The 22,217-nt window shown below is 70.6% G+C and carries 24 protein-coding genes; 12 read left to right on the top strand and 12 right to left on the bottom strand.

Annotation, left to right across the window (positions count from 1 at the left end; translation table 11 throughout):
- The first annotated feature begins 14 nt into the window (after positions 1–14).
- The 7 genes from AC5WRL_RS18830 to AC5WRL_RS18860 all read left to right on the top strand — a co-directional run bounded on the left by AC5WRL_RS18830 (position 15) and on the right by AC5WRL_RS18860 (position 11,724).
- Positions 15–2,060 carry an alpha-1,4-glucan--maltose-1-phosphate maltosyltransferase gene (locus AC5WRL_RS18830; RefSeq protein WP_496089756.1) on the top strand — a complete coding sequence of 682 codons (2,046 nt, stop codon included), beginning with the start codon at positions 15–17 and terminating at the stop codon, positions 2,058–2,060.
- Positions 2,047–3,753, top strand: a complete 1,707-nt coding sequence (treS, locus tag AC5WRL_RS18835; protein ID WP_496089757.1) for a maltose alpha-D-glucosyltransferase — start codon at positions 2,047–2,049, stop codon at positions 3,751–3,753. The genes AC5WRL_RS18830 and treS overlap by 14 nt, the downstream gene beginning before the upstream one ends.
- A gap of 202 nt (positions 3,754–3,955) precedes the next feature.
- Positions 3,956–5,404, top strand: coding sequence for a maltokinase N-terminal cap-like domain-containing protein (locus AC5WRL_RS18840; RefSeq protein WP_496089758.1), 1,449 nt, complete (start codon positions 3,956–3,958; stop codon positions 5,402–5,404).
- A gap of 53 nt (positions 5,405–5,457) precedes the next feature.
- Positions 5,458–7,632, top strand: coding sequence for a 1,4-alpha-glucan branching enzyme (gene glgB / locus AC5WRL_RS18845; protein ID WP_496089759.1), 2,175 nt, complete (start codon positions 5,458–5,460; stop codon positions 7,630–7,632).
- Positions 7,633–7,743: 111 nt separating this feature from the next.
- On the top strand, positions 7,744–9,312 hold the full coding sequence (locus tag AC5WRL_RS18850; protein WP_496089760.1) for an SLC13 family permease: 1,569 nt from the start codon (positions 7,744–7,746) through the stop codon (positions 9,310–9,312).
- 142 nt (positions 9,313–9,454) lie between these two features.
- The gene (locus tag AC5WRL_RS18855) at positions 9,455–11,044 is read left to right on the top strand and encodes a sensor histidine kinase (protein WP_496089761.1); all 1,590 of its coding nucleotides are present in this window, start codon (positions 9,455–9,457) and stop codon (positions 11,042–11,044) included.
- Complete coding sequence (locus tag AC5WRL_RS18860) at positions 11,041–11,724, top strand: response regulator (RefSeq protein WP_496089762.1); 684 nt, start codon at positions 11,041–11,043, stop codon at positions 11,722–11,724. The genes AC5WRL_RS18855 and AC5WRL_RS18860 overlap by 4 nt, the downstream gene beginning before the upstream one ends.
- Positions 11,725–11,731: 7 nt before the next feature.
- Here AC5WRL_RS18860 and AC5WRL_RS18865 read toward each other — a convergent pair whose 3' ends face one another.
- Both AC5WRL_RS18865 and AC5WRL_RS18870 read right to left on the bottom strand, forming a co-directional pair.
- The gene (locus AC5WRL_RS18865; RefSeq protein WP_496089763.1) at positions 11,732–12,970 is read right to left on the bottom strand and encodes an epoxide hydrolase family protein; all 1,239 of its coding nucleotides are present in this window, start codon (positions 12,968–12,970) and stop codon (positions 11,732–11,734) included.
- Positions 12,967–13,458: an ArsR/SmtB family transcription factor gene (locus AC5WRL_RS18870; protein ID WP_496089764.1), complete on the bottom strand. Its 492-nt coding sequence runs from the start codon at positions 13,456–13,458 to the stop codon at positions 12,967–12,969. Before AC5WRL_RS18870 ends, AC5WRL_RS18865 begins: the two co-directional genes overlap by 4 nt.
- A gap of 68 nt (positions 13,459–13,526) precedes the next feature.
- Here AC5WRL_RS18870 and def point away from each other — a divergent pair, with 68 nt between their 5' ends.
- From def to AC5WRL_RS18885, 3 genes are all read left to right on the top strand, one after another.
- Entirely contained in the window at positions 13,527–14,132 is a 606-nt protein-coding gene (def, locus tag AC5WRL_RS18875) for a peptide deformylase (protein WP_496089765.1), read from the top strand.
- Between the two features lie 320 nt (positions 14,133–14,452).
- On the top strand, positions 14,453–14,698 hold the full coding sequence (locus AC5WRL_RS18880) for a DUF7848 domain-containing protein (RefSeq protein WP_496089766.1): 246 nt from the start codon (positions 14,453–14,455) through the stop codon (positions 14,696–14,698).
- Positions 14,699–14,738: 40 nt separating this feature from the next.
- The gene (locus AC5WRL_RS18885; RefSeq protein WP_496089767.1) at positions 14,739–15,119 is read left to right on the top strand and encodes a VOC family protein; all 381 of its coding nucleotides are present in this window, start codon (positions 14,739–14,741) and stop codon (positions 15,117–15,119) included.
- On the opposite strand, the gene AC5WRL_RS18890 is transcribed toward AC5WRL_RS18885, so the two are convergent.
- The 6 genes from AC5WRL_RS18890 to AC5WRL_RS18915 form a co-directional block, all read right to left on the bottom strand.
- Complete coding sequence (locus tag AC5WRL_RS18890; protein WP_496089768.1) at positions 15,077–15,985, bottom strand: Vgb family protein; 909 nt, start codon at positions 15,983–15,985, stop codon at positions 15,077–15,079. The genes AC5WRL_RS18885 and AC5WRL_RS18890 overlap by 43 nt on opposite strands.
- Positions 15,986–16,075: 90 nt before the next feature.
- The gene (locus AC5WRL_RS18895) at positions 16,076–16,474 is read right to left on the bottom strand and encodes a PIN domain-containing protein (protein ID WP_496089769.1); all 399 of its coding nucleotides are present in this window, start codon (positions 16,472–16,474) and stop codon (positions 16,076–16,078) included.
- A complete protein-coding gene (locus tag AC5WRL_RS18900; protein WP_496089770.1) occupies positions 16,471–16,773 on the bottom strand; it encodes a ribbon-helix-helix protein, CopG family in 303 nt (100 codons plus the stop codon). The genes AC5WRL_RS18895 and AC5WRL_RS18900 overlap by 4 nt, the downstream gene beginning before the upstream one ends.
- Positions 16,774–16,872: 99 nt before the next feature.
- Positions 16,873–18,096 carry an amidohydrolase gene (locus tag AC5WRL_RS18905; RefSeq protein WP_496089771.1) on the bottom strand — a complete coding sequence of 408 codons (1,224 nt, stop codon included), beginning with the start codon at positions 18,094–18,096 and terminating at the stop codon, positions 16,873–16,875.
- An 88-nt stretch (positions 18,097–18,184) separates the two neighbouring features.
- Complete coding sequence (locus AC5WRL_RS18910; protein ID WP_496089772.1) at positions 18,185–18,802, bottom strand: TetR/AcrR family transcriptional regulator; 618 nt, start codon at positions 18,800–18,802, stop codon at positions 18,185–18,187.
- Between the two features lie 71 nt (positions 18,803–18,873).
- Positions 18,874–19,170, bottom strand: a complete 297-nt coding sequence (locus AC5WRL_RS18915; RefSeq protein ID WP_496089773.1) for an ArsR/SmtB family transcription factor — start codon at positions 19,168–19,170, stop codon at positions 18,874–18,876.
- 83 nt (positions 19,171–19,253) lie between these two features.
- Here AC5WRL_RS18915 and AC5WRL_RS18920 point away from each other — a divergent pair, with 83 nt between their 5' ends.
- Positions 19,254–19,631, top strand: coding sequence for a VOC family protein (locus AC5WRL_RS18920; protein WP_496089774.1), 378 nt, complete (start codon positions 19,254–19,256; stop codon positions 19,629–19,631).
- A gap of 117 nt (positions 19,632–19,748) precedes the next feature.
- Here AC5WRL_RS18920 and AC5WRL_RS18925 read toward each other — a convergent pair whose 3' ends face one another.
- On the bottom strand, positions 19,749–20,426 hold the full coding sequence (locus AC5WRL_RS18925; protein WP_496089775.1) for an alpha/beta fold hydrolase: 678 nt from the start codon (positions 20,424–20,426) through the stop codon (positions 19,749–19,751).
- 62 nt (positions 20,427–20,488) lie between these two features.
- On the opposite strand from AC5WRL_RS18925, the gene AC5WRL_RS18930 reads away from it, so the two are divergent.
- Complete coding sequence (locus AC5WRL_RS18930; RefSeq protein WP_496089776.1) at positions 20,489–20,854, top strand: MerR family transcriptional regulator; 366 nt, start codon at positions 20,489–20,491, stop codon at positions 20,852–20,854.
- 19 nt (positions 20,855–20,873) lie between these two features.
- Here AC5WRL_RS18930 and AC5WRL_RS18935 read toward each other — a convergent pair whose 3' ends face one another.
- The 3 genes from AC5WRL_RS18935 to AC5WRL_RS18945 are packed head-to-tail and all read right to left on the bottom strand — an operon-like array spanning position 20,874 to position 22,122.
- Positions 20,874–21,056 carry a DUF397 domain-containing protein gene (locus tag AC5WRL_RS18935; RefSeq protein ID WP_496089777.1) on the bottom strand — a complete coding sequence of 61 codons (183 nt, stop codon included), beginning with the start codon at positions 21,054–21,056 and terminating at the stop codon, positions 20,874–20,876.
- Positions 21,057–21,070: 14 nt separating this feature from the next.
- The gene (locus AC5WRL_RS18940; RefSeq protein ID WP_496089778.1) at positions 21,071–21,259 is read right to left on the bottom strand and encodes a DUF397 domain-containing protein; all 189 of its coding nucleotides are present in this window, start codon (positions 21,257–21,259) and stop codon (positions 21,071–21,073) included.
- Between the two features lie 11 nt (positions 21,260–21,270).
- Positions 21,271–22,122, bottom strand: a complete 852-nt coding sequence (locus tag AC5WRL_RS18945; RefSeq protein WP_496089779.1) for a helix-turn-helix domain-containing protein — start codon at positions 22,120–22,122, stop codon at positions 21,271–21,273.
- Between the last annotated feature and the right edge of the window lie 95 nt (positions 22,123–22,217).

The raw sequence follows: 22,217 nt of genomic DNA on the forward strand, positions 1-22,217 counted from the left end.
GAGGTGATCCGCACATGATCGGTCGAATTCCCGTTCTTGATGTCCAGCCGCGCATCGACTGCGGCCGGCGGCCCGTCAAGGCCGTGCCGGGCGAGACGTTCCAGGTCAGCGCCACCGTCTTCCGGGAGGGCGCCGGCGCCGTGGGGGCCAATGTGCTGCTGCGCGACCCGGCCGGGCGCGGCGGCCCGTGGATCCCGATGCGCGAACTGGCGCCCGGCTCCGACCGCTGGGGCGCGGACATCACCCCGGACGCGGAGGGCCGCTGGACGTACACCGTGGAGGCGTGGTCGGACCCGGTGGCCGGCTGGCGGCGCGTCGCGAAGATCAAGATCCCGGCCGGCATTGACACCGAGCTGACGTTGCTGGAGGGATCGGCGCTGCTGCGCGAGGCCGCCACCGGGGTACCCAAGAGCGAGGGCCGCGAGATCATCGCGGTGGCCGCCGACGCGCTGGCCGACACCACACTGCCCGGCGCGGCCCGGCTCGCCGCCGCGCTGGCCCCGGAGGTGACCGCCGTACTGGCCCGGCATCCGCTGCGCGAACTGCTCAGCTCGGCGCGCCCGATGCCGCTGATCGTGGAGCGCGAGCGGGCGCTGTACGGGGCGTGGTACGAGATGTTCCCGCGCTCGGAGGGCGCGGTGGTGCGCCGGCACGCGCCGCCGGTCTCGGGCACGCTGCGCAGCGCGGCGCGGCGGCTGCCGGACATCGCGGCGATGGGTTTCGACGTGGTGTATCTGCCGCCGGTGCATCCGATCGGCACGGCGTTCCGCAAGGGCGCGAACGGGGCGCTGACGGCGGGCACCGATGATGTCGGCTGTCCGTGGGCGATCGGTTCGGGGGACGGCGGGCACGACGCGATCCATCCGGAGCTCGGCTCGCTGGAGGATTTTGATCATTTCGTGGCCACGGCGCGCTCGCTGGACATGGAAGTGGCCCTGGATTTCGCACTCCAGTGCAGCCCTGATCATCCGTGGGTGAAGCAGCATCCGGAGTGGTTCGCCAAGCGGGCGGACGGCTCGATCGCGTTCGCCGAGAACCCGCCGAAGAAGTACCAGGACATCTATCCGATCTCCTTCGAACAGGATTTCCGCGGCCTGGTCACCGAGACGCTGCGGATTCTGCGGTTCTGGATGTCGCACGGGGTGCGGGTGTTCCGGGTGGACAATCCGCACACCAAGCCGGTGGTGTTCTGGGAGAAGGTCATCGCCGAGATCAACCGCACCGATCCGGATGTCATCTTCCTCGCCGAGGCGTTCACCCGGCCCGCCATGATGCGTACCCTCGCGCAGATCGGCTTCCAGCAGTCGTACACCTACTTCACCTGGCGCAACACCAAGGCGGAGCTGACCGAGTATCTGACCGAGCTGAGCGGCGAGTCGGCGCCGTACATGCGGCCCAATTTCTTTGTGAACACCCCGGACATCCTGCACGCCTATCTCCAGGAGGGCGGGCGCCCCGCCTTCGAGATCCGCGCCGTGCTGGCCGCCACGCTCTCCCCCTCCTGGGGGATGTACGCCGGCTATGAGCTGTGCGAAGGCACCGCCGCCGGTCCCGGCTCGGAGGAGTACGCGGACTCCGAGAAATACCAGCTGCGGCCCCGCGACTGGGCGGCGGCCCGTAAATCGGGCAACAGCATCATCGGCTTGATCGGCGCGCTCAATCGGCTGCGCCGCGCCCACCCCGCCCTGCGCCAACTGCGCGATCTGCACTTTCACCGCACCGACAACGAGCACATCCTGGCGTACTCCAAGCGCACCCGGACACCGCACGCCGACACCGTGATCATCGTGGTCAACCTCGATCCGCACCACACCCACGAGGCGACGGTCTCGTTGGACATGTCGGAACTCAAGGGGTGTGGCCTCACTTTCGCTCAGGAGAGTGGTGCCGAGCCCTTCCCGGTGTGCGACCAGCTCACCGGTGAGACCTATTACTGGGGCAGGGACAATTATGTGCGTCTCGGACCTGGCCGTGCGGACGCGCACACCTCGTCGGCGCACATTTTCGCCCTGCGACCGTCCTCACAGACCGGAGGGTCACCCAAACATGAGCGTCAATGAGCCGGTCCTCGACACCTTCGAGGACACGCCAGCCCGCGACCGGGACCCGCAGTGGTTCAAACGCGCGGTGTTCTACGAGGTCCTCGTCCGCTCCTTCCAGGACAGCAACGGGGACGGAGTCGGGGATCTCAAGGGCCTGACCTCGAAACTGGACTATCTCCAGTGGCTCGGGGTCGACTGCCTGTGGCTGCCGCCCTTCTTCGCATCACCGCTGCGCGACGGGGGCTATGACGTCTCCGACTACGGCGCGGTGCTGCCGGAGTTCGGCGACCTGGCGGACTTCGTGGAGTTCGTGGACGCGGCCCACAGCCGGGGCATGCGCGTCATCATCGACTTCGTCATGAACCACACCAGCGATCAGCACCGCTGGTTCCAGGAGTCGCGCCGCGACCCGCAGGGCCCGTACGGCGACTACTACATGTGGGCCGACGACGACAAGGGATATCCGGACGCCCGGATCATCTTCGTCGACACCGAGTCCTCCAACTGGGCCTTCGACCCGGTGCGCAAGCAGTACTACTTCCACCGCTTCTTCTCGCACCAGCCGGATCTCAACTACGAGAATCCGGCGGTGCGCAAGGAGATGATCGCGGCGCTGCGGTTCTGGCTCGACCTGGGCATCGACGGCTTCCGCCTGGACGCGGTGCCCTATCTGTACGCCGAGGAGGGCACCAACTGCGAGAATCTCCCGGCCTCGCACCACTTCCTCAAGGAACTGCGGGCCGAGATCGACCGGGACTACCCGGACACGGTGCTGCTGGCCGAGGCCAATCAGTGGCCGGAGGACGTCGTCGACTACTTCGGCGACTACGCGGCGGGCGGCGACGAATGCCACATGGCGTTCCACTTCCCGGTGATGCCGCGCATCTTCATGGCGGTGCGCCGCGAGTCCCGCTACCCGGTCTCGGAAATCCTGGCGAAGACCCCGCAGATCCCCGCCGGCTGCCAGTGGGGGATCTTTCTGCGCAACCACGACGAGCTGACCCTGGAAATGGTCACCGACGAGGAGCGCGACTACATGTACGCGGAGTACGCCAAGGACCCGCGGATGCGCGCCAACATCGGAATCCGGCGCCGGCTGGCCACCCTGCTGGACAACGACCGCAACCAGATCGAGCTGTTCACGGCGCTGCTGCTGTCGCTGCCCGGCTCGCCGATCCTCTACTACGGGGACGAGATCGGGATGGGGGACAACATCTGGCTGGGCGACCGGGACGCGGTGCGTACCCCCATGCAGTGGACGCCGGACCGCAACGCCGGCTTCTCCACCTGTGACCCGGGGCGGCTGTTCCTGCCGGCCATCATGGATCCGGTGCACGGGTATCAGGTCACCAATGTCGAGGCGGCGATGAGTTCGCCGTCCTCGCTGCTGCACTGGACGCGGCGGATGGTGGAGATCCGCAAGCAGAATCCGGCGTTCGGCCTGGGCACGTACGCCGAACTGCCCTCGTCCAACCCCGCGGTGCTGGCCTTCTTGCGCGAGCACGGGGACGACCTGGTGCTGTGTGTGCACAACTTTTCCCGCTTCTCGCAGCCCACCGAGCTGGATCTGGGGATGTGGCAGGGGCGGCATCCGGTGGAACTCATCGGCGGGGTGCGTTTCCCGGCGATCGGGGCGCTGCCGTATCTGCTGACCCTGGCGGGGCACGGCTTCTACTGGTTCCGGCTGCGGCAGGGGGCGGAGAGCGGCTGAGCCGGCGCCGATCGGGCGCTGATCCGGCCGAGCCGGGCCGTACGGGCGGGGGCGCGGTGCGTCTCCGCCCGGCGGCGGTTCTGGCACCCGCACGGCTGTTCCTTTCAGGTCCTTTCGCGACACGTCCCGCACCATCCCGGCAACAAACGCGTCAATACGGGACACTTCAGCACATAATCCAGTGTGCTCGGGGAAGGGACCCATGTCGGAAAGCTCCTCGCCCCGTGCCGCGTCGTTCCCCTTCGATCCCGGCTCGCTCCGGGACGATTCCCCGCAGGGCGGGGCGCTGCTGCGTTCGCTGACCGGGCCGCTGGCGCGCTGGCTGCCCAGGCAGCGCTGGTTCGCCGGCAAGGGAAGACCGCTGGCCGGGCTCAGCCTTCTGTCCGTCACCGAACTGCTGCCGTGCGACGCGCCGGGGTACGCGCCGGGGCTGCTGCATCTGCTGGTGCGCACCCGCCAGTCGGGGCCGATGGCGGCGGCCGGCGACTGCTATCAACTGCTGCTCGGGGTACGCGCGGCACTGCCCCCCGAACTGATGCCCGCGCTGGTGGGCCGCCCCACCGAGGGCCCGCTGGCGGACCGCGCGGTGTACGAGGCGCTGTACGATCCCCGGCTGGCCGCCGTGCTGCTGGAGCGGCTGCGGGCGCCGGGCCGGCTGGGCGCGCTGCGCTTCGACCGGGCGCCGGGCGTCCACATCCCGGCCGGGCTCAGCGCCCGGGCGCTCACCGGCGAACAGACCAACTCCTCGGTGGTGTACGGCGAGACCCACATCCTCAAGCTCTTCCGCCGGGTCTCCCCCGGGCTGCATCCCGATCTGGAGCTGCCGCGCGCGCTGGCGGCGGCAGGCTGTGCCCGGGTGCCGGCCCCCTCCGCGTGGTTCGAGGCGTCGTGGCCGGGGGACGACGCGGAGCCGGTCACCCTGGGGGTGCTCCAGCCGTATCTGGCCGGGTCGAGCGACGGCTGGCAGCTGGCGCTGCGGTCGCTCAGCGGTCGTGCCGACTTCAGCTCGGCGGCGCACGCGCTGGGGCGCGCGATGGCGGAGGTGCACACCGCGCTGGCGCAGACGCTGCCCACCTCGGTGCTGGACCGCGGGCAGTTGGAGCAGACCGCCACCGCGATGAGCGAGCGGCTGGCGGAGGCCGCGGCGGCGGTGCCGGCGCTGCGCCCGTACCGCACCGGGCTCGGGCGGGCGTACGACGCGCTGACGGCGTACGCCCGGCGCGGCGGCGACTGTGTGGCACAGCGGCTGCACGGCGATCTGCATCTGGGCCAGGTGCTGCGCCGCGCGGACGAGGCGCACTGGTCGGTCATCGACTTCGAGGGCGAGCCGGCCAGGCCGCTGGCGGACCGGCGGCGCCCGGGGCCGCCGGTGCGGGACATCGCGGGCATGCTGCGGTCCTTCGACTACGCGGCCTGCCAGCAGCCGGACGGCGGCTCGTGGGCGACGGACTGGTCGCGGGCCAGCCGGGGCGCGTTCTGCCGGGGTTACGCGGCGGCCAGCGGATCCGATCCGCTGAGCACTCCCGAACTGCTGCGCGCGTACGAGACGGACAAGGCCGTCTACGAGGTGCTGTACGAGGCCAGGCACCGTCCGCACTGGCTGCATGTGCCGATGACGGCGGTCCGCCGGCTGGCCGCGGTCACCCCTTGATCCCTGTGACCCTTTTCATCCCTTGATCCCGCTGTCTCGGAGGAGCACTCGCCGTGGAACGTGACCGCCTGCTGACCGGCGCGCACCATGATCCGCACGCGGTCCTGGGGGCGCACACGGCGCCTGGTGGGGTGGTGATCCGGGTGCTGTGCCCGGGCGCACGCGCGGTGACGGTCCTGGGGCCGGGGTTGCGCAACCTGCTGAAGGACACCGGTGGCGGCCTGTTCGAGGCGCTGCTGCCGCTGTCCGAGCCGCCCGCCTACCGGCTGCTGATCACCCCGGCGGGTGGCGGGCCGCCGGTGGAGAGGGAAGATCCCTACCGTTTTCTGCCCGCGCTCGGCGAGCTGGATCTGCATCTGATCGCCGAGGGCCGCCACGAGCGGCTGTGGGAGGCGCTGGGCGCCCGGGTGATGACGCATCAGGGGGTGCGCGGCACCCGGTTCACGGTGTGGGCGCCGCACGCCCGCGGGGTGCGGGTCGCCGCCGACTTCAACGGCTGGGACGGCACCGGGCATCCGTTGCGCTCGCTGGGCGCGAGCGGGGTGTGGGAGCTGTTCGTGCCGGGGGTGCGGGCCGGCAGCCGCTACAAGTTCGACATCTGCCGCCCGGACGGCGGGCACACGCTGCGCGCCGACCCGCTGGCGCGGCGCACCGAGTGCCCGCCGGCGAACGCCTCGGTGGTGCACGAGAGCCGCTATGTGTGGGGCGACGGCCGGTGGATGAAGCGCCGCGCCGGGCACGCGGCGCCCGGCGCGCCGATGTCCGTGTACGAGCTGCATCTGGGGTCGTGGCGGCCGGGTCTTTCGGCGCGGCAGCTGGCGGAGCAGCTGCCGGCGTATGTGAAGGACCTCGGCTTCACGCATGTGGAACTGATGCCGCCGGCCGAGCATCCGTACGGCCCCTCCTGGGGCTATCAGGTGACGGGCTATTACGCGCCGACCGCGCGGCTGGGTACGCCGGACGACTTCAAGCGGCTGGTGGACGCGCTGCACCGGGCGGGGATCGGGGTGCTGATGGACTGGGTGCCGGCGCACTTTCCCAAGGACGACTGGGCGCTGGCGGTCTTCGACGGGGAGCCGTGCTACGAGCATCCGGATCCGCAGCGGGCCGAGCATCCGGACTGGGGGACGCTGGAGTTCGACTACGGGCGGCGGGAGGTATGCAACTTTCTCGTGGCGAACGCCGTGTACTGGTGTGAAGAGTACCACATCGACGGGCTGCGGGTCGATGCGGTCGCTTCCATGCTGTATCTGGACTATTCACGCGGGGAGGGCGAATGGACACCCAACGAGAGCGGCGGGCGGGAGAATCCGGACGCCGTGGCGTTCCTCCAGGAGATGAACGCCGCGATCGGCCGGCACTGCCCGGGGGTGGTGACCGTCGCGGAGGAGTCCACCGCCTGGGACGGGGTCACCCGGGCCACCGATCAGATCGGGGAGTCCGGGTTCGGGGGGCTGGGCTTCGACTTCAAATGGAACATGGGGTGGATGCACGACTCGCTGCTCTACATGTCCAAGGACCCGGTGCACCGGGCCTATCACCACGACGAGATCACCTTCTCGATGGTCTACGCCTACGCCGAGAACTATGTGCTGCCGATCTCCCACGACGAGGTGGTGCACGGCAAGCGCGCCCTGGTCAACAAGATGCCGGGCGACTGGTGGCAGCGGCGGGCCGGCCATCGCGCGTATCTGGGCTTCATGTGGGCCCACCCGGGCAAGCAGCTGCTGTTCATGGGGCAGGAGTTCGCGCAGGGCGCGGAGTGGTCCCAGGACGAGGGTCCGCAGTGGTGGACGCTGGATCCCGGCTATGTGGCGGCCGGGGATCACGGTGGGGTGCGGGATCTGGTGCGCGAGCTGAACGGGGTCTACCGGGCGACGCCGGCGCTGTGGGAGCGGGACACCGATCCGGCGGGGTTCGCGTGGATCGAGGCGGGGGCGGCGGTGGACAACGTAGTGGCGCATCTGCGGTTCGCGGCCGACGGCGACCCGCTGATCTCGGTCAGCAACTTCTCCCCGGTGGTCCGCGAGGGCTATCGGCTGGGCGTGCCGGGGCACATTCCGGCCTGGTCGGAGGTGCTCAACACGGACGAGCGGCGGTTCGGCGGCAGCGGGGTGGTCAACACCGAGCCGCTGAAGGCGGAGGCGCTGCCGTGGCACGCCCGGGAGTCCAGCATCGCGCTCACCCTGCCGCCGCTGGCCACCGTCTGGCTGCGGCCGGCTCAGTAACAACACCGACAACTTTAAGAACAGATGTGCGTCAACTCCCGTGCGGTGGGGCACAGTCCCCTGCACGCGATCACAGCGGAGTGATCGTCGGCTGGTGTGGAGGGCTGAGGCATGACGGCGTCCGGTGAGGTCACGGCACCATCCGGCTCGGCTCCGGCCGGGCCGGGCGCGAAGACGGACAAGGGTACGGGCACCCCGCGCGGGGTGTGGATCGGCCGGTTCCTCGGCCCGTTGCTGGCGCTGCTGACGTATGCGCTGCTGTCCGGTGACGACTCGTTGCCCACCCCGGCGCGCACCACGGCGGCCGTGGTGGTGCTGGTGGCCACCTGGTGGATGTCGGAGGCGCTGCCGCTGCCGGTCACCTCGCTGGTGCCGATCGTGGCGTTCCCGCTGCTGGGGGTGCTGGAGGTCGGGCAGGCCACGGCACCCTTCGCGCATCCCACGGTCTTTCTCTATCTGGGCGGCTTCATCATCGCGCTGGCGATGCAGAAGTGGAATCTGCACAAACGCATCGCGCTGCTGACGATGCGGGCGATCGGCACCCAGCCGTCCCGGCTGATCCTGGGCGTGATGGTCGCCACCGCGTTCATCAGCATGTGGGTCAACAACACCGCCACCGCGCTGATGATGCTGCCGATCGGCATCAGCGTGCTGTCCATGGTGATGGCGCAGAACGACGACGGCGATGAGCAGGCCGCCAGGGACCGGGCCAACTTCGCCACCGCGCTGATGCTGTCGATCGCCTACTCGGCCTCCATCGGCGGGCTCGCCACCCTGGTCGGCAGCCTGCCCAACATGATCCTCAAGGGTTTTGTCGAGCAGACCTACGGCATCGAGATCGGCTTCGTGGACTGGATGAAGGTCGGCGTTCCGGTCACCGTGCTCTTCCTCATCTTCACCTGGATCTATCTCACCAAGATCGCCTTCCGGGTGAAGCTGAGCAATGTGGCCGGCGGGCGGGACGCCGTCCGGGAGGAGCTGGCGAAGCTCGGGCCGATGTCGCGCGGCGAGTGGTCGGTGCTGGTGGTGTTCGGGTGCACCGTACTGCTGTGGCTCTTCCGGGATCAGCTGACCGACTGGACCGCGCTGCACGAGGTGCTGCCGTTCATGGCGCATCTGACGGACGAGGGCATCGCGATCACGGCCGCCGTGGCGCTGTTCCTGATCCCGGTCGAGCCGCGCACCGGCGAGCAGGCCATGGACTGGCGCCGGGTGCAGGAGGGCATCCCGTGGGGCGTGCTGCTGCTGTTCGGCGGCGGTCTTTCGCTGGCGCTGGCGGTGCAGGAGACCGGGCTGAGCGCGTACATCGGCGACCAGCTGAACGGCCTGGAGGTGCTGCCGACCGTGCTGCTGGTCGGCGCGGTGTGCGGGATCGTGCTGGCGGTGACCGAGTTCACCAGCAACACCGCCACCGCCTCCACCTTCCTGCCGGTGATCGGCGGGGTGGCGGTGTCCATCGGCGTCGATCCGCTGCTGCTGCTCGTCCCCGCCGCCCTGGCCTGCACCTGTGCCTTCATGCTGCCGGTCGGCACCCCGCCGAACGCCATCGTCTTCGGCTCCGGCTACATCACCATTCCGCAGATGGTCAGGGCCGGCATCTGGCTGAACATCTTCGGGGTGGTGATGATCACCGCGATGATCCTGCTGGTGGGCCCCTGGGCCATGGGCATCCAGCTGTAGGGCCGCGTCCGGCGGCCGGGCCGGGTGCCCGCCCGGCCGCCGGGCGGGCACGGATGGGTGAATCCCTGCCTACACTCATTCGGAGGTTCGCTATTTCGGCAGGTGCACCACCATGCGCGTTTCCCGTGCCAGACGCTCACGGATGAGCCTGGCGCGACAGCTGTTCACGCTACAGATCGTGCTGATCCTGCTGCTGGTGGTCACCAGCGCGGCCCTCGTCTTCCTCCAGGTGCGCAACGACAACCGCACCGACACCGAGCACCAGGTGGCCACGCTGGCCGCCGGGCTGGCCGAGCTGCCCGAGGTCAAGCGGGCGGTGGTGAGCGATGACCCCTCCGCGTCGCTCCAGCCGCTGGCCGAGGCGGTGCGGAAGTCCACGGACACCAATTTCATTGTGTTCATGGCGCCCGACCGCACCCGCTACTCGCACACCGACCCGACCGTCATCGGAGGCAAGTTCCTGGGCAACATCGACCGGGCGCTGGCCGGCCGGCCCTTCACCGAGAGCTACGAGGGCACCCTGGGCCCGTCCATCCGGGCCGTGGTCCCCATCACCGACGACCGGGGCGAGGTCACCGCGCTGGTGTCGGTCGGGGTACTCCAGAAGGAGATCGGCGCCGAGCTGCGCCGCCGGCTGACCCCCGTCGTCCCCATCTCGGTCGGCGCCCTGATGCTCGCCGGCGCCGGCTCCTGGGCGATCAGCCGCCGGCTCGACCGGCAGACCCTGGGCCTGGGGGCCGAGGAGATCACCCGGCTGTACGAGCACCACGACGCCGTGCTGCGCACCGTACGCGAGGGGCTGCTGATCGTCTCCCCGCGCGGGAAGCTGATCCTGGTCAACGACCACGCCCGGCAGTTGCTGGGGCTGCCCGCCGATGCCGAGGGCCGGCCGGTGCGGGAGCTGGCGCTGCCCTCCCCCGTCGGCCCGCTGCTGACCTCCGGATCCCCGGTCAGCGACCGGCTGTGCGTGCACGGCGATCGGGTGCTGGTGCTCAGCCAGGAGCGGATCGAGAAGAACGGCCGCTGGCTGGGCACCGTGACCACGCTGCGCGACCACACCGAGCTGGAGGAGCTGGCCGGCGAGCTGGACTCGGCACGCGGCTTCGCCGAGGCGCTGCGCTCCCAGGCGCACGAGTCGGCGAACCGGCTGCACACCGTCGTCACCATGATCGAGCTGGGCCAGCCCGAGCGGGCGGTGGAGTTCGCCACCGTGGAGCTGGCCTCCGCGCAGGCGCTGGCCGACCGGCTCACCAGCGAGGTCCAGGAGCCCGCGCTGGCCGCGCTGCTGCTGGGCAAGGCGGCGCAGGCGGCGGAGAAGGGCGTCGAGCTGGAGATCACCGACGACACCGCCGTCACCGAGGCCGGCTTCGCGCCGCGCGACCTGGTGACGCTGGTGGGTAATCTCGTGGACAACGCCATCGACGCGGCGCTGGCCGCCCCGCCGCCGCGCCGGGTCACCGTGACCGCCAGGACCGAGGGTGACACCCTGCTGGTGCGGGTCTCCGATTCGGGCGCCGGCCTGGACGGGGCGGCGCTGGAGTCCATGTTCACCCGTGGCTGGACCACCAAGCCGGCCAGCGGCGCGCGCGGGCAGGGCCTGGGGCTCGCCCTGGTGCGTCAGGTCATCGACCGGTACGGCGGGGACGTCGAGGTCAGCGGCGACGCCGGGGCGGTCTTCACCGTACGTCTGTACCGAGGAATCACCGGAACCACAGGAACCACATCATCATGATCAGCACCCTCGTCGTCGAGGACGACCCCCGTATCGCGGACGCGCACACCCAGTTCGTGGCGCGGGTGCCGGGCTTCGCGGTGGCCGGCACCGTACACCGGGGGTCGGAGGCGCTGGACTTCGCGGAGCGGCACCCGGTGGATCTGGTGCTGCTGGACTTCTATCTGCCGGACATGACCGGCCTGGATGTGTGCCGGGGACTGCGGGCGCACGGGCAGCTGGCGGACATCATCGCGGTGACCTCGGCGCGCGATGTGCAGATCGTCCGGTCGGCGCTGGCGTACGGGGTGGTGCAGTATCTGCTCAAGCCGTTCACCTTCGCGGCGTTCCGCGACAAGCTGGAGCGGTACGCGGAGTACCGCCGGCAGTTGGTGGGGCACGGGCGGACCACGGCGCAGCAGGATCTGGACCGGGCGTTCGGGGCGCTGCGCGGTTCGGTGGGCGGGCCGCTGCCGAAGGGGATGAGCAATCAGACGCTGTCGGCGGTGGTGGACGCGCTGCGCGAGCACGCGCCGCGCGGGCTGACGGCGTCCGAGACGGCGGACCGGCTGGGGATGGCCCGGGTGACGACCCGCCGCTATCTGGAACACCTGGCGGATCAGGGCCTGGTCACCCGGCACCCGCGCTACGGGACGCAGGGCCGTCCCGAGCACGTGTACCACTGGAGCGAGTCCGCCTAGGAACCGCTCATCGGGGCCGGCGGTCGTGGAAGGTGCGGCGCAGGTCGCCGACCCAGGCGTCGGGGTTCTCCCAGGGGATGAAGTGGCCGCCGTGGTCGTGGGCGTTGACGTTGACGTGGTGGAACCAGGCGCCCTGCGGGCCGTTCTTGAACGCCTGGACGCGTTCGTCGGCGGTGTGGATGCCGGGCGGGTTCTCGTGGGTGACGAGGGTGAGGCCGACCGGGGCCTGGACGACCGGGGTGCGGTCGTGGGCGGGGGTCCAGGGGTAGCGGTTGGCGTTGGCGTAGTAGCGCATGGAGGTGGCGATGGAGTTGTTCACCCAGTAGATCGTGGCGTGGGTGAGCAGGTCGTCCTTGGTGAAGACGGATTCGAGGTCGCCGCCGTTGTCGCTCCAGGCGTTCCAGCGTTCCAGCAGCCAGGCGAGGAGTCCGGCGGGTGAGTCGCTGAGCCCGTGGGCGAGGGTGGCGCCGTCGAGCATGTGCACGGTGAGGTGGGACGCGAAGCGGTGGTCCTGGTCGATGACGCGGGCGCGGATGTCGGCCGGCTGGTCGTCGGTGAGGGGCCGGTTGCGGGCGAAGTCCCAGGCGCGGGGCCCGTTGAAGAAGTTGAGCGGCAGCCCGGAGCCGATGTGGATGCCGTACAGCTCGTCGGGGTACTTGTGGCCGAGCTGGCTGGAGACGATGCCGCCGATGTCGCAGCCGCCGGCGGCGTACTTCTCGTACCCCAGGGTCTGGGTCATGAGGGTGTGCCAGAGGTCGGAGACCTTCCAGAAGTTGACGTCGGGAAAGCCGGTGAGCGGGCCGGGGAAGCCGAAGCCGGGCAGGGACGGCACGATGACGTCGAACGCGTCGGCGGGGTCGCCGCCGTGCGCGGCCGGGTCGGCGAGCGGGTCGATCACCTTCGACCAGTGCCAGAACGTCCAGGGCCAGCCGTGGGTGAGGATCAGCGGGATGGGGCGGGGGCCGCGGCCGGGCTTGCGCATGAAGTGCACGGGGACGCCGGCGACATCGACCCGGTAGTGCTCGTAGGCGTTGATGGCGGCCTCGGCCGCGCGCCAGTCGTAGCCGTCCCGCCAGTGGGCGACCAGTTCGCCGAGATAGCCGGCCGGTACGCCGTAGGACCAGTCCTCGTTGCCCTCGTCCAGGGGCGGGCGGGTCAGGGTGAGCCGGGTGCGCAGGTCGTCGAGGGTCTCGTCCGGGACGTGGAGCGGGGAGGGCTCCAGCGGGAAGGCGGGCAGGGTGGTCATGGCGCGGTTCCTTGCCGGGTGTGGGCGGGCGGGGCCGGTGGTGCCGTCCAGCACAGGGCGGCGGTGAGGGGGACGGCGGCGGCGGGCCGGCCGCGCGGGTCCTGGTACGGGGCGAGGAGGGCGCGTATCCGCGCGGTCAGCTCCCGGGTCTCCTCGGGGGTCACATGGACGAGGGTACTGAGCGCGTCCTTGTCCTCATCCGGGACCACCTGGGGGAACCCCTCCCAGTTCTCCCAGCGCAACCGCCAGGGCCGGGCCCGGCCGCCGGTGTGCGGGGCCTCCTCGATCAGCCCGTAGCGGGCGAGCTGCCGCAGATGGAACGAGCACAACCCCGAGCTGTGGCCGAGGCGGTGGGCGGCCTCGGTGGAGGTGAGGGTGCCGGCTTCGGCCAGCAGGTCGAGCAGGGCGATCCGTACCGGGTGGTCGGGGAGGGGCGAGGCGGGAAGCGGGGAGGCGGCGGGGTGCCGGCCGTTGTCACTGGTGCTCACTTTGCAAAGTCTGCTACTTTGCAAAGTCCTGGGTCAAGTCATCGGACGGCGAAGGGGAATGACCTGCCATGACAGGGAGAACGGTGCGCAGGATCACGGTGCTCGGCGAGGAGATCCTGCGCCGCGCCTGCCGGGAGGCCACCACCGAGTTCGGCACACCGGAGCTGGACCGGCTGATCGAGGACATGTTCGCCACCCTGGAGGTGGCCGAGGGCGCCGGGCTGGCGGCCAATCAGGTCGACGTGGATCTGCGGCTGTTCATCTGGGACATGGAGGACGAGTGGGGCACCCGGCACCGGGGCCACATCCTCAACCCCGTACTCGCTCACCTGCCGGCCGCCCGGCGGCGGCTCGCCGAGGAGCCCGAGGGCTGCCTGTCGGTGCCCGGCCCCTACATGACGGTCGCCCGGCCCGATCTCGCCACCGTGCACGGCAAGGACAAGAACGGCGACGCGCTGACGGTCGAGGGGCGCGGCTACTTCGCCCGCTGCCTCCAGCACGAGAGCGATCATCTGTCCGGCCGGCTGTATGTGGACCGGCTCTCCCAGCGGGAGCGCAAGCGGGCGCTGCGCGCGATGGCGGAGCAGCGCGAGGGCGTATTCGCCCGCCGGGCGGCGCGGGAGGCGGCATTGCGGGCGGAAGGGCGCACTCAGGAGGGGCGGACGCACACATAACAGCGCCCCCACACGCCCCCTCTTCACAACCTGTTCGCCACCAAACGGCTCCCGCGCTTCGTACGGTCGCGGTACGGTTGCTGAGCGCCACCACACATGGCGCCCTCGCGAGGCCGCTTCCCCCCGCTCAACCGGAGAAGGGCACCCCACCGCATGACCCCCGCACCAACCCCACCCCCCGCATCGCCTCCGGCCGCACCCCCGGCCGCTCCCCCTGCCCACCCCCGTACCGTGACCGCCTCCGACAAGCTGCGGGCCGAGGTGCGGAAGGCCAACGCCCTCAGCGCCGCCAACCGGCTGAGCAAGGAGGGCGGTGCCAAGTGACCCGTGCCCTGTTCCAGTTCCAGGCGTGGACCGTCGCCCCGGACGAGGAGCCCGACGCCGAGCCCATCACCTTCGGGGCGCAGTGCGCGGTGTGCCTGCGCGTCTCGCCGCGGTCCACCCTCCAGGAGGACGTGGCGGTCTGGGTACGCGGGCACGCCGGCCGCAACCCGTCCCACCACAGCTACCGGGAGCTGATCCAGCGCCCGCTGCGCGCCTGGATGCCGGACGCCGTCAACCCCTGACGCCCTGGACGGGTGCGGGTGGCGCTGTCAGGCTGACCCGATGCTGCTGCGACTCACCGCCACCGTCCTTGAGGCTCCCGACGCCAATGAACTGGCGGCGTTCTACCGCCGGTTGCTGGGGTGGGAGACGGCGCAGGAGGAGCCCGGCTGGGTCCGGCTGGTGCCGCCGGGAGGCGGCGCCGGGATCTCCTTCAACTCCGACCCCGACTTCGTACGGCCGGTGTGGCCGGCGGCGGCCGGGGATCAGCGGATGACCCAGCATCTGGACATCGAGGTGGACGACCTGGACGCCGCGGGGGCGCACGCCCGCTCCTGCGGCGCGGTGCCGGCCGAGTATCAGCCGCAGGACGACGTACGCGTCTACTTCGACCCCTCGGGTCACCCCTTCTGTCTCTGGGTGGAGCACAGCCGGGCCAGCTGACCGCTCTCCAGGGCGACCCAGATGTCGCCGCCGGGGGCGGCGGTGAGACCGTGCGGCTCGGACGCCCGGTCGGGCAGCGGGTGGTGGCGGAAGTGCCCGGTGAGATCGATGTGTCCGATCCGCCCGGCGCCCCACTCGGTGAACCAGCATCCCCGGCCGGCGGGGTCGGCGATGATGGCGTGCGGCTTGGCGCCGGGATCGGGCAGCGGGAACTCGGTGATCTCCCCGCCGGTGCCGATCCGGCCGATCCGGCCGGCGGCGATCTCGCAGAACCACAGCGCGCCGTCGGGCCCGGCGGTGATCCCGACGGGGCCGGCGGCGGGGGTGGGCAGCGGGTAGCGGGTGACGGCGCCGTGGGTGGTGATCCGGGCGATGGCGTTGTCCTGGTTGAGGGTGCACCACAGCGCGCCGTCCGGCCCCGCGGTGAGGGCGGAGGGGTAGCCGCCACGGGTGCCGAGGGGGTACTCGGTGAGCTGACCCTCGGTGGTGATCCGGCCGATCAGATCGGCGTTCATGGCGGTGAACCACAGCGCCCCGTCCGGGCCGGCGGCGATCCCGTACGGTCCGCGGTCGGGGGCGGGCAGGGCGTACGAGGTGGCCTCGCCGCCGGTGGTGATCCGGCCGATGCGATGGTCCCGGCCCCGGCTGAACCAGAGCGCGCCGTCCGGCCCGGGCGTGATGATCATCGGCCCGGAGGCGGCGGAGTCGAGCGGATGGCGGACGAGTTCGCCGGTGCCCGGATGGTAGCGGGCGATCTCCCCACTCCCGGCGAGCGTCACCCACAGCGCGCCGTCCGGCCCGGCGGTGATCCCGTACGGCGCGGTGCCGGCGAGGCCGAGGTCGAACTCCTCAACGGGCCCAGACATGCACGATCCTCGGACGACGGCCGCGAGCGGCGACGGAAAGGACAACCACCGCCGCACCCTCCCCCGCCCACCCCACCCACCGCAACCGCATTACGCCCGGGCGGCCCCCGGGGGGATGGGCAGGACCGGGACGCCGTACCCCCGGTACTCCCCCGGCTCCGTGGTCGCGATCTCCCAGCCGGAGGTGAGGCTCGCGGCGACCGCGTGCAGCTCCGGCCAGGCGGGAACGGGCTGCGGGAGGGCCGCCGCCAGCCGGCCCATGGTGTCGGCGGAGATCCGGTCCTGGGCCGCCACTTCCACCGCGGGAAGATGTGCGAGGTGGGTCGATATGCCGGCACGGTGCCGGACCGCCTCGGCCATGCACAGCGCGGGAACGCTCAGGGTGAACAGCGGATCCTCCTGCGCCGCCACCACGAACCCCGACAGCTGACGGTGCCCCCGGCCCAGGGTGAGCAGCGCGTGGTGGTCGAAGACGATGCCGTGGCTCACGCGGCCGACGCCCCCGACGCGCGACGGGCGGCGGCCCGCGCCCGGACGGCGGCCAGCATGCCCCGCCCCTCGATGAGCTCCCGCTCGGAGAGCGGCTCGCCACCGAGCAACTGCTCCTCGACGTACTCCCGCGCCTGCCGCGCCTGCCGCCGCCGTTCGATGCGGCTGCGCAGCGTCTCGTTGATCACGCTGGAGAGCGAGGACGCCTCGCCGGCCTCGATGAGCTTCTGCAACTCATCGAGCACTTCGGCATCGAGCGTGACGGAAATGGGCTTCTTATTCGCCTTTTTGGGAGCCACGATGCGATGCTATCGCATCCGAATGCGAGGAGATCACAGCAAAAAGGCCGCCCCGGGACCCCGGCCCGAAGGCCGGAATCCCGGGGCGGCCCACCGGGCTCAGGCCGTGGCCGGCTCGCGGTAGTAGGGGTCGGTGACCGTGCCCGTCGAGGTGGTCTCGTCGTACGAGTAGACCTCGCGGCCCTCGATGAAGACCCGCTGGGCGCGGCTCAGGACGTCCAGGGGGTCGCCCGACCAGATCACCACGTCGCCGTCCAGGCCAGGGGTGAGCGAGCCGATGCGGTCGTCCAGGCCCAGGATCTCCGCCGGGTGGGTGGTGATGGTGCGCAGCGCCGTCTCCCGCGCCAGGCCCTCCTTGACGCACAGGGTCACCTGGTGCACCAGAAAGTTGATCGGCACCACCGGGTGGTCCGTGGTGATCGCGACCTTCACGCCGGCCCGCTCCATGATGCCGGGGCCGGCCAGCGTACGGTGGCGCAGCTCGACCTTGCTGCGGGTGGTGAACAGCGGGCCGGTGATCACCGGGACGTCGCGGCGGGCGATCTCGTCGGCGATGAGGTGGCCCTCGGTGGCGTGGTTGATGACGACCTTGTAGCCGAACTCGTCCGCCAGCCGCAGCGCGGTCATGATGTCGTCGGCGCGGTGCGAGTGCTGGTCCCAGGGCAGTTCGCCGTCCAGGACGCGGGCCAGGATCTCCAGGGTCGGGTCGCGGTCGAAGGGCGTCCCCTCGGCCTGCGCGTGCGCGCGCTTGGCGGCGTAGTCCTGCGCCTTGGTGAAGGCGTCCCGGATGACGGCGGCGACGCCCTGCCGGGTGGAGGGCAGCTGCTTCTTCTCGCCGTAGACCCGCTTGGGGTTCTCGCCCAGCGCGCTCTTGACGCTGACCGGCTCGCGGATCAGCATCTCCTCCACGGTGCGGCCCCAGGACTTGAGGGCGACGGTCTGGCCGCCTATCGGGTTGCCCGAACCCGGCTTGATGACGGCGCTGGTGACGCCGCCCGCGAGGGCGTCGGCGAAGCCGGTGTCGGCCGGGTTGATGGCGTCCAGGGCGCGCAGCCGGGCGCCGTTGGGGTCGGTCATCTCGTTGGTGTCCTGGCCGGCCCAGCCCTCGGCCTCCTCGTGGACGCCGAGGTGGCCGTGCGCCTCGACGAAGCCGGGCAGCACCCAGGAGCCGGCCGCGTCGACGGTGGGGACGCCCTCGGGGACGGTCACTTCGGCGTCGGGGCCCACGGCGGCGATCTTGCCGTCGATGATGAGTACGGTGCCGCCTTCGATGGGCTCGGCGGCGACGGGGACGACGTATCCGGATCTGATCGCGATATCCATGGGTCATGAACCTATCTCATGGGGCAAGCGTCTCCGGGCCGCGAGGATGAGCAGGTCAGGACGGTACGGGGCGGGGTGGCGTGGGGCGTCAGATCATGGCGCGCCGGTCCACGAGCAGTTCCACGAGGAGTTCCACTCGCCGCTCGGCGTACCGGGGTGGCTGCCGTCCCGCCCGGGTCAGGGTCGCCAGCCCGTGCAGCGCCGCCCAGAACACCTCGGTGAACAGTGCCGGTTGGGTACCCTCCCCGGCCACCTCACCGAGGCATTCCAGCAGGGCGGCGAAGGCGTCCTTCAGCGGCTCCGGGGCGTCCTCCCGCGACGCGAACGCCAGGCCGCCGTCGAGCTGGAACATGGCGTCGTAGACCGCCGGGTTGCGCTCGGCGAAGCCGAGGTAGGCACGGGCGAGGGCGGCGACCTGGGCGCGGGGGCCGTCCGCTGCGGCGGTCGCGGCGGCGGTCGCGGCGTCGGTCGCGGCCCGCAGCGCGGCGGCCATCTCGGCGGCTCCTTCGAGCGCGACGGCGCCGATGATCTCGCGCTTGCCGCGGAAATGGCTGTAGAGGACGGGCTGGCTGTACTCGATGCGCTCGGCGAGCCGGCGGGTGGTGACCGCGTCCCAGCCCTGCTGCTCGGCGAGTTCGCGGGCGGTCGCCACGATCAGGCGCTCGCGACCCGCCCGTTCACGCTGCTTGCGTTCCTGTACCGACATGACCCGGATTCTAGCGTCGCTAGATAATCAAGCGGCAGCAGGACAGCTGCCGGGAGGGCCTTGCCCATGGCTCACCGCCCGCCTTCGGCCAACACGGCCGCCAGGAGTCCCGGGAAGCGGGCGTCGAGATCAGCGCGGCGCAGAACCATCAGACGAGCCTTCCCCAGCCGGCGGGTCCGAGTGATTCCGGCTTCGCGCAGAATCCGCCAATGGTTGGACAGCGTCGATCTGGGCACGTCCACGCCGTCCGGGCTGCATGCGCTCTCGCCCTCCTCGGCCATCCGGCGGACCAGCGCCAGCCGAACCGGATCACCCAGGGCATGCAGCACCACTGCCAAGTCCAGGTCCGCATGGTCAAGCTGCCCCACTGGCCCTCCTCATCCTCACCCACATCACACACGTAGTATGCAGATCACTTCGACGTTTCGGGAAAGTCGAAATGATCTAGGAGATGACTGTGTCCGTACTCGCCACCCTCGCCCGCGTCTACGTCGACGACCTGGACACGGCACTGCCCACCTTCGTCGGGCTCACCGGAGAACAGCCACGACTCCGCTTCACCTACCGCGACCTGAACCTCGCGAGCATCGGCGGCTATCTGCTGCTCGCAGGTTCGGAAGAAGCCCTCGCCCCGTACCGCGGCACCCACGCCACCACGATCGTCGAGTCCCTCGACCAGGTCCTGCGGCTCACCGGGCAACACGGCGGAGAGATCCTCGACGGCCCCAACGAGGTCCCCACCGGCCGCAACATGACCGTGCGGCACCCCGGCGGCGCGACCATCGAGTACGTGCAATTCAACGCAACCGCACGATCAGCACTCGCATGAGTCGACCAGCCGCCCAACCGCCGCCCAGGCTTGTCGACAACCCCTGTCGCGAGAGAAGAACGAAGCCGGCGCGGGGGCCGGCGACCGCGCTCTCGCCCGGCAGGACCACCCCCGGTGTCATATGCGCTCCTTGTGCCGTTCCAGGAAGGAGATCACCGTCTTGAGCCAGCCCTGCGGATCTTCCACCATGACGACGTGATCGGTGGCCAGCTCGGCGTACTCGGCGCCGGGGATACCGGCCGCCAGCACGCCGGAGTTGGCGGGCAGCACCATGCCGTCCCGGGTGGCGGCGATCACCAGCGTGGGGACGGTGACGCGGGGCAGGTCGGCGGTGGTGTCCAGGGAGGGGATGAGATCGACGTGCGGGCGCAGCTGCGGCGGCTCGGCGGCGCGCCAGTCGGGCAGCAGCCCCAGCAGATGATCGTCGGCACGGGCCAGCCCGGCGGTCAGCACCAGGGCGCTCACGCGGTGCGGGTGCCGGACGGCGGCCCGTACGGCGACGGTGGTGCCGAGCGAGAAGCCGAGGACGGCGAACCGCTCCGCGCCCCGGCTCACCGCCGCCTCGACCACGGCGTCGGTGAGGGAGTCGAGGTCGAGGGGTGTGGGGGCGGGCTCGGTGTCGCCGGAGCCCGGGAAGTCCGGGGCGATGACGGTGTGGGCGGCGGCCAGCGCCGGGATGACCGGCGCGAAGTTCCCGGCGATGGAACCGGTCGCACCGTGCGCCAGCAGCAGGGCCGGGCCGTGGCCGGTGACGGAGGTGGACAGCCGGGGGAAGGCGGGGAAGGAATCGCTCATGTGGATACGTTGACTCCTGACATCAGTGTCAATGTCAAGGAGCGAGGAGGGGCGGGGCCGCCATGCTGATCGGGGAACTGTCACGCCGCACGGGGGTGCCGGCCCGGCTGCTGCGCTACTACGAACAGCGCGGCCTGCTGGAGTCCAGGCGGGACACCAACAACTACCGGCAGTACGCGGCGGACGCGCCCCGTACGGTCCTGCGGATCCGCGAGATGCTCGACGCCGGACTGCCCACCGAGGCGATCCGCGCGCTGCTGCCCTGCACGGACGGCGCGGACACCGGGGCGGACCCGTGCCCCGAGGTGCTGCGCACCATCGCCGCCGAGCTGGACCGGATGGAGACCACGATGGCCACCCTGCACGACCGCTACACGGCCCTGACCGCCTTCCGCACGGCGTCCCTGAACCGGGCCCCGGCGGACTGACCGGCCCGGCCACCAGCGCTTATCGCGGCAGGGGGCCGCGGTCGCTCTTGATCGCCAGCAGAAGGCTACGGAGCGTGGCGGGGTGTGCGGCGAGGACGGTGCCCGGGTCGGTGCTCTCGCGCAGCCGGAGGAGGCCGTCCGCTGCGGCGGCGATGTTGACGCAGTTGGCGCCCTGGGCGCTGTAGGACGACTTTTGCCACATACTCTCCTCCTGGCTCAGAGCTGGAGACGGCCGGTCTTGATCGCTATCAGCAGCCGGGCCAGACGGTCCGGCCCGGCCGTCAGGATCTCCTCGGGAACAGTGCTCTCCCGCAACCGCAACAGGCCATCCGATGCGGCGACGACACTGACGCAGTTGGCGCCCTCGGCACTATAGGACGACTTCTGCCACTCACACGCCTTCAAGCGAACTCCTGTCATACATCTTTGGCAATGCGTCGCAGTGCGTCTCGGCTCCGCTTGGGGCTGAGAGCACAGCTCTCCATCCGATCGAGTACCGAACGGTACTTCGCCAGCTGCGCCTCGGCATCAAGAAAATCACACCCGTAGTCCGAGTCGAGAATGACTGTGTCGAGTTGCGGAACTGGGCCCTGCACGTACGTGATCGGCTGTCCCGAGGCCGGGAAATCAGCGACACCGAACGGCACAACGAGAACGGTCACATTGTCCCTCTCGCTCATGGTGAGCAGATGCTCCAACTGTCCGCGCGCAACCCTTGAACCGCCGCCTCCCATCCGGAGGGCAGCCTCATGCACAGTGACCGCGTACGGCACGGGAGGCTCCCGGTAAAGGATCTCCTGCCGCTTGATACGAAAGGAAACACGGTGCTCGATTTCGTGAGGCAGCAGCGCCGGGGTCGACTGACCGAACGTGGCCCGCGCTTGATCAAGAGTCTGGAGCAAACCGGGCATGGCCACCACTACCGCGACCCGTAGGGCTGTCGCGTGGTGCTCGGTCTCCGCGACATCGACGAATGAAGTGGGCAACCGCTCCCGGTACTCGTCCCACCAACCACGAGACCGCCCACCCGTCAATCCGGCCAGCGCTTCCACCAGGTCGGAGTCATCGCACGTGTACACGCGGGCCATGGCCCGCACCCGCTCCGCGCTCACCCGGTAGCGCCCGCCCTCGATCATGCTGATGCGGGCCTGCGGAACGCCGATCTCGGCAGCCGCCGCCGTTGAGGAAAGGCCCGATCGCTCGCGGAGTTTGCGGAGTTCGGCCCCGAGTCGTTTCTGACGCAGAGTCGGCGTCTGCGCTGCGGCCATGGTTTTCGTCTCCCGTCCACGGAGGACACCGGCGTGTCACCCACACCAGCGAATCCTCTGCTTCCCTCTTGCATGAGGGTAGTTCTACCCCTCAC

The organism is Streptomyces sp. NTD107 (assembly GCF_059510435.1).

Bases quoted from the DNA above. Each gene is read 5' to 3' on its own strand.
- AC5WRL_RS18830 (WP_496089756.1), top strand. From the start codon at position 15: ATGATCGGTCGAATTCCCGTTCTTGATGTCCAGCCGCGCATCGACTGC.
- treS (WP_496089757.1), top strand. From the start codon at position 2,047: ATGAGCGTCAATGAGCCGGTCCTCGACACCTTCGAGGACACGCCAGCC.
- AC5WRL_RS18840 (WP_496089758.1), top strand. From the start codon at position 3,956: ATGTCGGAAAGCTCCTCGCCCCGTGCCGCGTCGTTCCCCTTCGATCCC.
- AC5WRL_RS18850 (WP_496089760.1), top strand. From the start codon at position 7,744: ATGACGGCGTCCGGTGAGGTCACGGCACCATCCGGCTCGGCTCCGGCC.
- AC5WRL_RS18855 (WP_496089761.1), top strand. From the start codon at position 9,455: ATGAGCCTGGCGCGACAGCTGTTCACGCTACAGATCGTGCTGATCCTG.
- AC5WRL_RS18860 (WP_496089762.1), top strand. From the start codon at position 11,041: ATGATCAGCACCCTCGTCGTCGAGGACGACCCCCGTATCGCGGACGCG.
- AC5WRL_RS18865 (WP_496089763.1), bottom strand. From the start codon at position 12,970: ATGACCACCCTGCCCGCCTTCCCGCTGGAGCCCTCCCCGCTCCACGTC.
- def (WP_496089765.1), top strand. From the start codon at position 13,527: ATGACAGGGAGAACGGTGCGCAGGATCACGGTGCTCGGCGAGGAGATC.
- AC5WRL_RS18885 (WP_496089767.1), top strand. From the start codon at position 14,739: ATGCTGCTGCGACTCACCGCCACCGTCCTTGAGGCTCCCGACGCCAAT.
- AC5WRL_RS18890 (WP_496089768.1), bottom strand. From the start codon at position 15,985: ATGTCTGGGCCCGTTGAGGAGTTCGACCTCGGCCTCGCCGGCACCGCG.
- AC5WRL_RS18905 (WP_496089771.1), bottom strand. From the start codon at position 18,096: ATGGATATCGCGATCAGATCCGGATACGTCGTCCCCGTCGCCGCCGAG.
- AC5WRL_RS18910 (WP_496089772.1), bottom strand. From the start codon at position 18,802: ATGTCGGTACAGGAACGCAAGCAGCGTGAACGGGCGGGTCGCGAGCGC.
- AC5WRL_RS18920 (WP_496089774.1), top strand. From the start codon at position 19,254: ATGACTGTGTCCGTACTCGCCACCCTCGCCCGCGTCTACGTCGACGAC.
- AC5WRL_RS18925 (WP_496089775.1), bottom strand. From the start codon at position 20,426: ATGAGCGATTCCTTCCCCGCCTTCCCCCGGCTGTCCACCTCCGTCACC.
- AC5WRL_RS18930 (WP_496089776.1), top strand. From the start codon at position 20,489: ATGCTGATCGGGGAACTGTCACGCCGCACGGGGGTGCCGGCCCGGCTG.
- AC5WRL_RS18935 (WP_496089777.1), bottom strand. From the start codon at position 21,056: ATGTGGCAAAAGTCGTCCTACAGCGCCCAGGGCGCCAACTGCGTCAAC.
- AC5WRL_RS18945 (WP_496089779.1), bottom strand. From the start codon at position 22,122: ATGGCCGCAGCGCAGACGCCGACTCTGCGTCAGAAACGACTCGGGGCC.